Source organism: Actinomyces sp. oral taxon 849 str. F0330 (genome assembly GCF_000239715.1).
GTDB lineage: Bacteria > Actinomycetota > Actinomycetes > Actinomycetales > Actinomycetaceae > Actinomyces > Actinomyces johnsonii.
This window is the reverse complement of the sequence record NZ_JH470349.1, coordinates 369,840-382,708: the sequence shown is the minus strand read 5'-3', so window position 1 is coordinate 382,708 and position 12,869 is coordinate 369,840. Positions and strand designations below refer to the sequence as shown.

Here is a 12,869-nt window from a genome sequence, read left to right as displayed (position 1 = left end):
GGTCCAGTAGGGCACAGGGAAGATGTCATTGCGGGCTGGCTCTGTCAACTTCGATTGGCCCCATGGTGACGGTCTGTTCTGGCCCCATGTCTACCCGGAGACCGGCTTGACCGAATCTTCACATTCCCTTGCCCCGACCTTGGTGTGGGGCTTCGAGGCTTGTGGCCATGACCTCGAACGAGAACTCTTCCCGTACCGTGCCGCTGGTTGCCCTGGGTGTCGGCACCATCGCAGCTGCCGCCCTGGCCCTGGCCGCCCCTGACCTGACCTCCGGGTCGGGGATGGAGGGCATGCCGATGACCCACTACATGGGGCTGTTGGCCGTGCGTCAGCCGTGGAACCTGCTGTTGTTCATGGCGCTTCCGGTCGTGCTGGCCGAGACGCTCGCGATCACCGAGTTGGTGATGCTGTTGGCTCGTCGGGGTGAGCGTCCGGCGCCGGGATGGGTGACGAAGGTGGGCCACTGGGCCGGGTTGCTGGCCGGGCCGGTGTGGGTGTTCATCGGCCTGCACCTGCTTATCACTGCCGTGGTTCCGCTGACGGTCAATGGTGGCTGGCGTGGCCCCGCGGACGTGATCGCTGTCCTGTCGTACCTGGCCGGTGGCGTGCCGATGCTGGTGATCAGCCTGCTGGAGGCCGAGCTCTTGGGCCGCGACGAGACCGGGCGCCTGCGCCTGCACGTGGCGATGGTGGCGGTGTTCCTGGTGGTGGCCCACGTCGCGATGATCTTCGGCATGCTCGACCCTGCCGTCATGGGCTATTCGCCGAAGGCGCCGGCCTCGGTGCAGCACGACATGGGCAGCATGTCCGGCATGAACCACGACATGGGTGGCATGACGGACATGGACCACTCGACGATGATGCCCAGCTCCGCCCCGTCGAATTGATCCCCGGCCGGGTCCGTGGTGAGGTGGTGTCATGAACAGCGCTTCTGTTGCGGTTGTACCGAGTGTCCTGGTCGTCGACGACGAGCCGGTGCTGTCGGGCACGGTGAAGAACTACCTCGAGCGGGCCGGCATGTCGGCCCAGACCTGCGGGGACGGGCTGGCCGCGCTTGACCTTGTCCGGGCCACGGCCCCCGACGTGGTGGTGCTGGACCTGGGCCTGCCGGGCATGGACGGGGTGGAGGTGTGCCGCCAGCTGCGCACCTTCAGCGACTGCTACGTGTTGATGCTCACGGCCCGCGCCGACGAGGTCGACAAGCTGATCGGGTTGTCGGTCGGCGCGGACGACTACATGACCAAACCGTTCAGCCCGCGTGAGCTGGTGGCTCGCATCCAGGTGCTGCTGAGACGCCCCCGCGCCGGAAGTACGGGCGCCACGGCCGCGGTGGTGCACCGCATCGGCGCCCTCACCCTGGACCCGTCGTCGCGTCGGGTGGAGCTCGACGCGTCACCGGTGGAGCTGACCCGTACCGAGTTCGACCTGTTGCAGGCCCTGGCGGAACACCCCGGCTGGGTGCTGAACCGCCGCCAGCTCACCGACGCCGTGTGGGGCGAGGACTGGGTCGGCGACGACCACCTGGTCGACGTGCACATCGCGCACCTGCGCAAGAAGCTCGGTGACGACCCCTCCCAGCCCCGGTTCGTGCAGACGGTGCGCGGCGTCGGCTACCGGATGGGCCAAGGGCAGTGATGCCGCGCAACCCGCGCGGCAGTTGGGGACGCCGACTGCTGTGGACCCAGATGGCCGTGGTGGCGGCGATGGCCGCCACCACGGTGCTGACGGCACTGCTGGTCGGCCCGGCATGGTTCCGGATGCACATGCTCGAAGCCGGCCACGCCCAGCCCGATGTCGTCGAGCACGCTCAGCAGGCCTTCCACGACGCGGGCCTGGTGTCACTGGCCGTGGGTCTGGGCACCGCGATGCTCGCCGCCCTCGGGGTCGCCACCGTCCTCAACCGGAACCTGTCGCGCGGGGTCGAAGCCCTCGTGGACGGCGCCCAACATGTCGCCGCCGGACACTACGACCAACCCGTCATGATGACCTCGGCCAGCCCCGAGCTGGCCCAGGTCGCCGACGCCTTTAACCACATGGCCAGCCAGATCGCCTCCACGGAGCAGACCCGACGACGCATGCTCACCGACCTGGGCCATGAGCTGCGCACCCCGCTGGCCGCCACCCAGGTCACCCTCGAAGGACTGCAGGACGGTGTGGTCGACTTCACCCCCGCAAACGTCGAGATCCTGCTACGGCAGAACCAGCGGCTGGCCGCCCTGGCCGCCGACATCTCTGAGGTCTCCCGCGCCGAGGAAGGCCGCATCCCACTGTCGCTGAGCCACCAGGACCTCGACCAGATCGTGACGGCCAGCGTCGCCGCAGCCCGGCACGCCTACGACGCCGCCGGGGTGACGCTGCACGCCCAGACCGTTCCCGGCCTGCGCGTCGACGTGGATGCCGCTCGCATCGGGCAAGTCCTGGACAACCTGCTGCGCAACGCCCTGCAACACACGGTGGGCGGCAACCGGGTCGAGGTCGCGATGAGACACGAGCACGACCGGGCCGTGGTCCGCGTCACCGACAACGGCGTCGGCATCCCCACCGAGGCCCTCACCCACGTCTTCGAACGCTTCTACCGCGTCGAGGGCACCCGCACTCGCGACGTCGACGGTGGAACCGGTGTCGGCCTGGCGATCTCCAGGGCCATTGCCCGCGCCCACGGCGGTGACCTGACGGCCCACAGCGACGGCCCCGGCCACGGCGCAACCTTCGCGCTGACCCTGCCCACCGTGACTTCTTGACCAGATCTTGACCAACCCCTGCCGGGGCTTCATCCGGGCCCGACAGGCTCAAGGACATGAACACACTTTCCCGCCGCCACGTCCTGTTCACCGGTCTCGGCCTGGCCTCGGCAGGGGCCTTGAGCGCCTGCGGCGCCAAGAACACCCCGGCCGCAGCACCCGCCGCGCCGAACTCCCCATTGACGATCCCCAGCCAGACCCCGCTGGTCGCAGCCCCCGGCACGAAGACCGTCAACCACGTCCTCACGCCCCGGCCGGTCACCCTCGATCTGGGCGGCGTCACGGCCAGGACTTGGGCCTACGACGAGACCCTCGACGCCCCCGTCCTGCGGGCCCGCGCCGGAGACCTGCTGCAGGTCCGCGTCGAGAACAAGCTTCCCACCAGCACCTCCGTCCACTGGCACGGCATCGCGCTGCGCCAGCCAAGCGACGGCGTGCCCGGCGTCACCCAGCAACCCATCGAGGCCGGCAGCAGCTTCACCTACCAGTTCGTCGCCCCCGACCCCGGCACCTACTTCTTCCACCCCCACACCGGGGTGCAGATCGACCGCGGCCTGTACCGGCCGCTGGTCATCGACGACCCCGCTGAACCCGGCCGCTACGACCACGAGTGGATCATCACCCTCGACGACTGGGCCGATGGCGTGGGCACCTCACCCGATGACATCCTCGCCGCGTTCAAGGCCCAGAACGGCACCGTGTCCAGCGGCATGAACCACGACATGGGCGGCATGGACCACGGCATGTCACCCTTGGGTGACGCCGGGGACGTCACCTACCCCCACTACCTCGTCAACGGCCGCGTCCCCGCCGCGCCCCGCACCCTGACCGCCAAGCCCGGGCAGAAGGTACGACTGCGCGTCGTCAACGCCTCCTCCGACACCATCTTCAAGCTCGCCCTGCAGGGCCATCGACTCACCGTCACCCACACCGACGGGTTCCCTGTGACCCCCACCCAGGCCAGCGCCGTCTACCTCGCGATGGGAGAACGACTGGATGCGACCATCACCCTCGGCGACGGCGTGTTCGTGCTGCAGGCCGCGCCCGAGGGCAAGAAGGGCACCCCGGCCCGCGCCATCGTGCGCACCGGCTCCGGCAACGTCCCGGCCCCGGACACCCGCATCGCAGAACTCGACGGCAAGGCCCTGCTGACCACCCCGCTCAAGCCCGCCGACAGCGCCCGACTGCCCGACCGCAAGCCCGACACCACCCTCGACGTGGCACTCAACGGCCAGATGAAGCCCTACGCGTGGGGCCTCAACGGCAAACGCTTCGGCGAGGACACCCCACTGGCGCTCAGCCGCGGCCAGCGCGTGCGGCTGCGGATGACGAACATGACGATGATGGCCCACCCCATGCACATCCACGGCCACACTTGGGCCCTGCCCGGCAGCGACGGGCTGCGCAAGGACACCGTCCTGATCCGCCCCATGGAGACCGTCGAGGCCGACCTGCAGGCCGACAACCCCGGCACCTGGATGCTGCACTGCCACAACATCTACCACGCCGAACTCGGCATGATGACGACCCTGCGCTACTGACATCTCCCGGCCGATGTCGACCACCCACGCCTGCCCTGATGGCGCGGCTGCCCCCTTGCGGCAGCCTCACCATCGCCGTCTGCAGAGCTTGACCAGACCTTCACCAAACCTCGCGAGCTCATTGACCTCGCCCCGTCACCGTGGAAGTGGAAGGAAAACCCCTTCCCCGAGCAGACAAGGACACGCCATGTACACGAGCCCCGACCAGGCCCCCCGCCAGCCCCTGACCGGCCCAATGACCGACCAGGACCCCACCAGCACCACCCACCAGCACGGCAACTCCCACCAGCACGGCAAGTCCCACCACTGGATGCACCTGCTGATGTGCGCACCGATGCTGCTCGTGGTCGCCGGCTACCTGTGGGCCGGACGTGCCAGCCTCGCCGCCGGCGGTGTCCTGGCCGCCCTCGTGCCCGCCATCAGCTGCATGCTCATGATGTGGCTGATGATGCGCATGATGGACCACGGATCCCAGCACTGACCACCGCCCGCCATCCACCGGCAGCACCGTCTCGAGGAGCAACCCATGAACCACCCGGCAGCCACCGCCACTCACGACCACACCACCCGCTACACGTGCCCGATGCACCCCGAGGTGACCAGCGACCACCCAGGACGCTGCCCCAAGTGCGGGATGTTCCTGCAACCCGCCGACGGTGGGGACGCGCCGGCCGCACAGCACCACGACCACCAGCACCCCACCGGCGAGCCGGCGGTGGTGGCCGGTGCGGTCGCTGCAGGGGACTGGACCTGCCCGATGCACCCCGAGGTCCGCAGCGACGGCCCCGGTGACTGCCCGATCTGTGGCATGGCGCTGGAGCGGGTCTCGGCCGGGCTCGACGACGGCCCGAACCAGGAGCTCGTCGACATGCGTCGCCGGTTCTGGGTGGCGGCGGTGCTGAGCGTGCCGCTGGTGGCGATGGTGATGGTTCCCATGGTGCTGGGGCGTGCGCTGCCCGGCAGCGTCGCGCCGTGGCTCGAGCTGGCCCTGTCGACGCCGGTGGTGTGGTGGGCTGGGTGGCCGTTCTTCGTGCGCGGCGCGAAGTCGGTGGTCAGCCGTCACCTGAACATGTTCACCCTGGTGTCGTTGGGTGTCGGTGCCGCGTGGCTGTACAGCGTGGTCGCGGTGCTGGCGCCGGGGTTGTTCCCGTCCGGGATGCGGGCGATGGACGGCCGGGTCGGCACCTACTTCGAGGCCGCGGCAGTCATCATCACCCTGGTGCTGCTCGGCCAGGTCCTCGAGCTGCGGGCCCGCGACCAGACCTCCGGTGCGATCCGCACCCTGCTCGACCTGTCACCGGCCACCGCGCACCGCATCGGGGCCGACGGCACCGAGACCGACGTGCCGGCCGCCGAGCTGCAGCTGGGCGATCGGTGCCGGGTGCGGCCGGGCGAGAAGGTGCCGGCCGACGGCACCGTGGTCGATGGTCACGCGTATGTGGACGAGTCGATGATCACCGGCGAGCCGGTTCCGGTCGACAAGAGCCCCGGTGACCGGGTCATCGGCGGCACGATCATCCAGGGCGGCAGCCTGGTGGTGGAGGCCACTGGCCTGGGCGCCGACTCGACCCTGGCCCGGATCGTCGACCTGGTCTCCCAGGCGCAGCGGTCCCGTGCTCCGATCCAGGGACTGGTCGACAAGATCTCGGCGGTGTTCGTGCCGGTCGTGATCGCCGTCGCCCTGGCCACCTTCGGGTTGTGGCTGGCGATCGGGCCGCAGCCGCGGCTGCCGTTCGCGATCGTGGCCGCCGTCAGCGTGCTGATCATCGCCTGCCCGTGTGCGCTGGGTCTGGCCACGCCAATGTCGATCATGGTCGGGGTCGGGCGCGGCGCCAGCGAGGGCGTGCTGGTCAAGAACGCCGAGGCCCTCGAACGACTGCAGAAGGTCGACACCGTCGTCGTCGACAAGACCGGTACCCTCACCCAGGGCCGCCCCAGCCTGGTCGACCAGCAGGGCGTCGACGGCCACGAGGATGCCCGGACACTGCTGCTCGCCGCGGCTGTGGAGGCCGGCTCCGAACACCCTCTCGCCAGGGCGGTGGTCGATGCTGCCCGCCAGACGGGACGCACGGTGCCGGCGGCCAGCGATTTCGCCGCCCACCCGGGTGGCGGTGTCAGCGCCACCGTCGACGGTCAGCACGTGCTCGTCGGCAGCCCCGCCTTCCTGGGCAGCCAGCACGTCGACACCCATGCCCTGGACGCCGTGGTGGAGGCCTACCGTCGCCGTGGCGCGACCGCGATCGTCGTGGCCGTCGACGGCAGGCCCGCCAGTGTGCTGGCCATCGCCGACCCGCTCAAGGCGACCACCGCCGGCGCGATCGAGGACCTGCGTCGGCGCGGGATGAAGGTCGTCATGCTCACCGGCGACAATGCCACCACCGCCCGGGCCATCGCCGACGAGCTGCGCATCGACCAGGTCGTCGCCGACGTCCTGCCCGACCAGAAGCACGGCCACGTGCAGGCCCTGCAGGCCCAGGGCCACACGGTCGTTATGGCCGGCGACGGCGTCAACGACGCCCCCGCCCTCGCCGTGGCCGACGTGGGTGTGGCCATGGGCACCGGCACCGACGTGGCCATCGAGAGCGCCGACGTGACCCTGCTCGGCGGTGACCTGGCCGCCCTGGTCAAGGCCCGCGACCTGTCGGTCGACACGATGCGCAACATCCGCCAGAACCTGGTCTTCGCGTTCGTGTACAACGTGTTCGGTATCCCGCTGGCCGCCGGCGCCCTCTACCCGGCCTTTGGCTGGCTGCTGTCGCCCGTCATCGCGGCCGCCGCCATGGCCCTCAGCTCGGTCAGCGTGATCACCAACTCGCTGCGGTTGCGCCGTCACCGCTGACCCCAAGAGCCCAGCCGGTCGTTGTTCACCCCATCACAGATGCCCGGGCTCGGGTGTGGGCGAGGCGGTAGGAGTTTGTGCCGGTTTCGATGATGGTGGCGTTGTAGGTGAGGCGGTCGACGATTGCTGCGCACAGGCGGGGGTCGGTGAAGGTGTCGGTCCAGGCGGAGAAGGACTGGTTGGAGGCGATCGCGATGGCGTTCTTCTCCTCTCGTTCGGTGAGGACCTGGAACAGCAGTTCGGCGCCTCGCCGGTCGAGTTCCAGGTAGCCGAGCTCGTCAATCACGAGGAGGTCGACGCGGCCGTAGCGGTTGATGGTCTTGGTGAGTTGTTTCTCGTCGGCGGCTTCGACGAGCTCGTTCACGAGCCGGGTGGCGAGGGTGTATCGGACGCGGTAGCCCTGCTCGGCGGCGGCGGTGCCGAGCGCGATGAGCAGGTGGGACTTGCCGGTGCCGGAGTCCCCGATCAGGCACAGCGGGTCGCCGCGGCGGATCCAGTCGCCGGTGGCGAGCTCGTTGATGGTGGCGGGGTTGATGTTGGGGTTCGCGGTGAAGTCGAAGTCGGCGAGCCATTTCTCGCGGGGGAAGCCGGCGCTCTTGATGCGACGCAGGGTGGAGCGGCGGTCGCGGTCGTCGACCTCGGCCAGGAGGAGTTCGGCGAGGAAGCCCTGGTAGGTGAGTTGTTCCTTGGTGGCGGCCGTCACGGCGTCGTCGACGACGGCGCGGATCGTGGGCAGCCGAAGCCGGCGGCAGGCTTGGTCGATCGCGGCCTGCGCGGCTTGCTCGGTGAGGCCCTGACGACGGCGAAGGCTCTCGGGACGGCTGGTGCTGGTGGTGGTCATGGGGTTCCTGTCGGGGTGTGGTGGTGAGTCTCGGCGGGGGCCGGGGCGGGATCGGGTTGGCGTCGGCACAGGAGTTCGTCGTAGGCGGTGACGGTGGGCAGGGGCCGGGTGTCTTCGGGCAGGTGCGCGATGACCTGGTGCGGGTTGGTGGGGCGTCGGGGTGGCAGGTTCACGACCGTCCCGCCCCTGGTCTGGCTGGCTGGGGCGGGTGTGTGGGTGGTGGCATGGCGGCGGGCTTCGACGGCGACGACGTCGGGGCTGATCGCGCCCACCGACAGGGCCGAGGTGATGCCGGCGATCACCGCGTCGGACGGGAGGGATCGGTGGAGCAGGAGCACGTCGATCAACGCTTGGATCCCGGCCACGTCGCCGCTGGTCTTGCGGGCCGCGGCCCAGAACGCGTCGTGGGCCGCGGTGAATGCTCCGGCGGCGCGGGCCTGCGCGAGGGCGGTGGAGCCGGGGAACGCGCCGGGCTTGTGCCGCAGCACTTCGAGGTAGTGGTCCAGCTCGACCCGGGTCACGCCACGGGTGCCGAGGCGAGGGTGGGTGGCGAGGACGGTGCGGCCCTCGAACACGACCACGCACGAGGCCCGCAGGGACACGCGGACGCGTTGGCCGATGAGGTGCGCGGGGACGGAGTACTTGACCATGCGGACGGTGATCAGGGCGGAGCGGTCGACGCGGGGGTGGAGGATCAGGCCGGGGTCGAAGTCGTCGGCCGGCAACGGTGCCAGGTGGGGCAGCTCGGCGTGGTGGTCCTGCCCGATCGTGTTGGCGTGGCCGGTGATGCGGCGGGTGTTGTCGTCGTGCTCCCAGGCGCGGATCTTGTCGTTGAGTTCGTCCAGGGTGGCGACTTCGGGCATGGGGGTGAGGTGGTTGCGGCGGAACCATCCGACCTCGCCCTCGACGCCGCCTTTCTCGTGGGCGCCGTCGATGCCGGGCTGGCAGTAGAACGCGTCGAAGCCGTAGTGGGAGCGGAACAGCACCCAGCGTTCGTTCTCGTCGCGTAGCCGGTCGCCGCCGTGGATGACCTGGACGACGGCGGAGGTGAGGTTGTCGTAGCGGATGTGGCGGGTGGGGATGCCGCCCAGGGCGTGGAAGGCCTCGATGTGTCCTTCGAGGAAGGCCTCCTGTCCGCCGGTCGGGTAGACGCGGTGGATGGCCTTGCCGGAGTGGGACAGGCGGTAGACGAACATGTGGCACTTGGTCTTGACGCCGTCCAGGATGACGTAGACCTCGCCGAAGTCGACCTCGGCCTCCGCGCCGGGGGCGTGGTCCTGCGGCACCATCGCCTCCACCCGGCGCCCGGCCTCCAGATCGATCTGCGCGCGCCTGACCCGGACGTAGTCCCGCACCGTGGAGTAGGACAGGTCGGTGGCGCCGTGCTCGTCGCGCAGCCGGGCCAGGATCCTGGTCGCGGTATGGCGCTGCTTGCGCGGCGCGGTCAGGTCATAGGTGAGCATCTCGTCGATCGCCGGCTTGTACGGGTCCAGGCGCGGTGCTGTGCGGACCGGTTTCTTGCGGGGTGGGGGTTCGGCTGCGGCGAGTGCCTGGCGGACGGTGCGGCGGTGGACTCCGTGTTTGCGGGCGAGCTCGCGGATGGACAGGCCATCGACTCGCGCGTCGTGGCGGATGTCGGCGTACAGCTGCACTCGTGATCCCATCTTGGCTCCCTTGCCCTCGCGACTGGTTCCCAGTGATGGGGACCAGCGTGAAGGGGTGGGGCCAGTTCAGACCGTCAACACCCCGGCAAGTCGCACGCGGGGCCAGATCAGGCCGTCACAACGGGGCCGAACCAAGCTGTCACAACCACCCCCCAATCCCCAAGCACTCCGAAGCTGAGACGCACTGCGCTGCCCCCACCCCTGCCTCCACATGACATGACTCTCACAACACTCTCGTTGCCCAGGTGGAAACAGTGTTACGATCTAGGTAACTGTTACGTACCAGGTAACATAAAGTCATGGAAGTGAGGTACATCGACCGCAAGATCGAAAAGATCTGCATCAACGAGCGCGAGATGAAGCGCAAGCTGAGCCAGGACGTGGCCAAACGGCTACGACTGCGCATCGCGGAGCTCTATAACGCCGAGTCCTTCGATGACCTCCTCCAGGGCACCGGCCGATGGGAAACCTTGAGCGGCGACCGCGTAGGTCAGTGGTCAGCCCGGCTCACCGCTAACTGGCGACTCATCGTCACCGATGAAGGTGGCACTCCTGTCGTCGCCTGCGTCATCGAGATCATCGATTACCACTAGACCACCACGCACCTGAAAGGAAAGCAGGCATGGCCACGTGCGCCGCACACCCCGACTACGTCGTGCCTACCGGGGACTTCATCGAGGAGTGGATGGAAGAGGAGGGCATCAATGCCGCTGAGCTTGCCCGCCGACTTGATGTGAGCCGAAAGCACGTCAGCGAACTGCTCCGAGGCAAAGCCCCACTCAGCCATGACATGGCGCTCAGGCTGGAGAACACCACCGGTGTCCCTGCCCGCATCTGGAACCTCCATGAGACCGGATACCAGGCGGCTCTGGCTCGCCAGGCTGCGGACGCGAAGCTAGTCACCCAGTACGACCGCGCCAAGGAGTTCCCCCTGAGCTACCTTCGCAAGCACTCATTCATCACCGCGCCTGCCAGCGACAAAGCCGGGACAGTGCGAGGACTACTCCAGTTCTTCGGCATCTCCTCGATGGACGCTTTCCAAGCCACCTGGAATCAGGGCGCTGTCGCGTATCGCCGCTCCGCCGTCGGGCACCACGACCCCCACCGCCTGGCCACCTGGCTCCGGGCCGCGGAACGAAGCTGTACTCCAGGAGACTTCCCCATCTACGATCGTGAAAACCTGGAAGCAGCCCTTCCCGAGCTCCGCTCACTCACAGTCGAAGATCCTGTGCAGGCCATTCAGAAGGCCCAGGCTCTTCTGCGGGACTGCGGGGTGGCGCTCACGCTGGTTCCAGCGGTGCCGGGGCTCGGCACCCACGGTGCCACCCGCTGGATCCAAGGACACCCCCTCATCCAGCTCTCGGACCTGTGGAAGTGCGATGACCAGCTCTGGTTCACACTCTTCCACGAGATCGCTCACGTCCTTCTCCACGAGTCAAATGGTCTCTACCTCAACAACGACCATGACAACCTTGAGAAGGAGGCCAACGCCTACGCCTCCCGCTTCCTCGTTCCGGAGGATTACGAGGACAGGCTCCCTCGTCATCGCAACCTCGACGAGGTGAAAGCACTTGCCAAGGAGCTAGGGATCGCCCCCAGCATCGTGCTGGGACAAGCACAGCATCGCACCGGTGACTACGCCTGGGGGCACTGCCTCAAGCGGAAGGTAACGATCACAGGCCTGGCTGCGTAGATTCCAGCTCACCTCAGACCGCCAGGTCCTCCATCTCCTCGAGCTCCTTGCCCTTGGTTTCGGGCACCCGGAAGAAGACGAAGATGAGGGACAGCAGCGCGAAGACGGCGTAGAAGCCGTAGGCGAAGGTCAGACTGATGCTGGAGAAGGTCGGGAAGGTGGTGGAGATGAAGAAGTTCGCCACCCACTGGGCGGCGGCAGCCACAGCCAGTGCCCCGGCACGGATCCGGTTGGGGAACATCTCGCCCAGCAACACCCACACGAGCGGCCCCCACGTCGCCCCGAAGGCCACGACGAACAGGTTGGCCGCCACCAGCGCGATCGACGACCAGGGCGCCTCCAGGGTCACCTCGCCACCGCTGATGTTGGCGAAGGAGAAGGCCAGCGCCATGAGCCCCAAGGAGATGGTCATGAAGAACGAGCCGGCCAGCAGCATGGGCCGGCGCCCCACCTTGTCCACCAGGAGGATCGCCAGGATCGTCACCACGATGTTGGTGACCGACGTGATAACCGTGATGGTCAGGGCGTCGGACTCTTCGAAGCCCACGGTGCGCCACAGCGTCGTCGAGTAGTAGAAGATGACATTGATACCCACGAACTGCTGGAAGACGGACAGCAGGATACCCACCCAGACGATCGGTTTGAGCCCCAGCGCAGTGCCGCGCAGGTCGGACAGGGACTCGCGTTTCTCGGAGTCGATGGTGGAGCGGATCTCCTCGATCTTGAGGTTGACGTTGATGATGCCGGTGAAGTCGTAGAGCACTTGGGAGGCCTTGTCATAGTCACCGCGCGCCACAAGGAACCGCGGGGACTCTGGTAGACGGAAGGCGAAGAGTCCGTAGACGAGGGCGGGCAGCCCCTCGGCGATGAACATCCACCGCCAGGCCTCCATCCCCAGCCACAGCTCCTTGGCAGCCCCGCCTGCCTGTCCGGAGAACCAGGCATCGGCCAGTAGGGAGGAGAAGATGCCGATGACGATGGCCAGCTGTTGGAGGGAGCCCAGGCGACCGCGCACACTCGCCGGGGAGACCTCGGCGATGTACGCCGGGGCGATGACGGAGGCCGCCCCCACTCCCAGGCCGCCCACTAGGCGCCACACGATGAAGTCGATGACGCCGAAGGCCAGCCCTGATCCGAGCGCGGAGGCCAGGAACATGACGGCGGCGATGAGCATGACCGGCACTCGGCCCAGCCGGTTGGAGACCGGCCCGGCGAACCAGGCGCCGACGGTGCAGCCGATGAGTGCCGAGGAGACGGAGAAGCCCTTGAGGGCATCGCTGAGGGCGAACTGGTCGGAGAGGGCGTCGACGGCGCCGTTGATGACGGCGGTGTCGAAGCCGAAGAGGAACCCGCCCAGGGCCGCGGCCACACAGATGCCGATGATCCGGGCGTTGATGCGGCTGACGGTCGAAACCGGATCGCCCGAGTTCGTCGACGCTGGGGAGGAGGTGGTTGATGGCTGAGAGGATGACGACTGCGATGACGGGGAAGGCTCTGCCATGGTGTGTTTCCTGACGTCGGAAGAGTCGCGCACGGCACTCGTTTCGTGC

At 68.2% G+C, this 12,869-nt stretch carries 11 protein-coding genes; 8 read left to right on the top strand and 3 right to left on the bottom strand.

Annotated elements, in window-relative coordinates:
* Window positions 1-167 precede the first annotated feature (167 nt).
* The 6 genes from HMPREF0975_RS03625 (at window position 168) to HMPREF0975_RS03600 (ending at window position 7,121) form a co-directional block, all read left to right on the top strand.
* Window positions 168-887 (top strand): DUF6803 family protein, encoded by a 720-nt coding sequence (locus tag HMPREF0975_RS03625; RefSeq protein WP_008733373.1) that lies wholly within the window; start codon window positions 168-170, stop codon window positions 885-887.
* 31 nt (window positions 888-918) lie between these two features.
* Complete coding sequence (locus HMPREF0975_RS03620) at window positions 919-1,635, top strand: response regulator transcription factor (protein ID WP_003780993.1); 717 nt, start codon at window positions 919-921, stop codon at window positions 1,633-1,635.
* 50 nt (window positions 1,636-1,685) lie between these two features.
* Window positions 1,686-2,741, top strand: a complete 1,056-nt coding sequence (locus tag HMPREF0975_RS03615; RefSeq protein WP_049939419.1) for a sensor histidine kinase — start codon at window positions 1,686-1,688, stop codon at window positions 2,739-2,741.
* A gap of 56 nt (window positions 2,742-2,797) precedes the next feature.
* On the top strand, window positions 2,798-4,282 hold the full coding sequence (locus HMPREF0975_RS03610; RefSeq protein WP_009232778.1) for a multicopper oxidase family protein: 1,485 nt from the start codon (window positions 2,798-2,800) through the stop codon (window positions 4,280-4,282).
* Between the two features lie 187 nt (window positions 4,283-4,469).
* On the top strand, window positions 4,470-4,763 hold the full coding sequence (locus tag HMPREF0975_RS03605) for a hypothetical protein (RefSeq protein ID WP_009232777.1): 294 nt from the start codon (window positions 4,470-4,472) through the stop codon (window positions 4,761-4,763).
* A 45-nt stretch (window positions 4,764-4,808) separates the two neighbouring features.
* Window positions 4,809-7,121, top strand: a complete 2,313-nt coding sequence (locus HMPREF0975_RS03600; protein ID WP_009232776.1) for a copper-transporting P-type ATPase — start codon at window positions 4,809-4,811, stop codon at window positions 7,119-7,121.
* Between the two features lie 25 nt (window positions 7,122-7,146).
* Here the strand turns inward: HMPREF0975_RS03600 and istB are convergent, their stop codons facing one another.
* Complete coding sequence (gene istB / locus HMPREF0975_RS03595; protein WP_009232775.1) at window positions 7,147-7,962, bottom strand: IS21-like element helper ATPase IstB; 816 nt, start codon at window positions 7,960-7,962, stop codon at window positions 7,147-7,149.
* The gene (gene istA / locus HMPREF0975_RS03590; RefSeq protein ID WP_009232774.1) at window positions 7,959-9,626 is read right to left on the bottom strand and encodes an IS21 family transposase; all 1,668 of its coding nucleotides are present in this window, start codon (window positions 9,624-9,626) and stop codon (window positions 7,959-7,961) included. The genes istB and istA overlap by 4 nt, the downstream gene beginning before the upstream one ends.
* 299 nt (window positions 9,627-9,925) lie before the next feature.
* Here istA and HMPREF0975_RS03585 point away from each other — a divergent pair, with 299 nt between their 5' ends.
* Together HMPREF0975_RS03585 and HMPREF0975_RS03580 are read left to right on the top strand one after the other, a co-directional pair.
* Window positions 9,926-10,219, top strand: a complete 294-nt coding sequence (locus HMPREF0975_RS03585; RefSeq protein WP_009232773.1) for a type II toxin-antitoxin system RelE/ParE family toxin — start codon at window positions 9,926-9,928, stop codon at window positions 10,217-10,219.
* A gap of 29 nt (window positions 10,220-10,248) precedes the next feature.
* A complete protein-coding gene (locus HMPREF0975_RS03580) occupies window positions 10,249-11,319 on the top strand; it encodes a HigA family addiction module antitoxin (RefSeq protein WP_009232772.1) in 1,071 nt (356 codons plus the stop codon).
* A gap of 13 nt (window positions 11,320-11,332) precedes the next feature.
* Here the strand turns inward: HMPREF0975_RS03580 and HMPREF0975_RS03575 are convergent, their stop codons facing one another.
* Entirely contained in the window at window positions 11,333-12,820 is a 1,488-nt protein-coding gene (locus tag HMPREF0975_RS03575) for a sugar porter family MFS transporter (RefSeq protein ID WP_009232771.1), read from the bottom strand.
* Window positions 12,821-12,869: the final 49 nt, after the last annotated feature.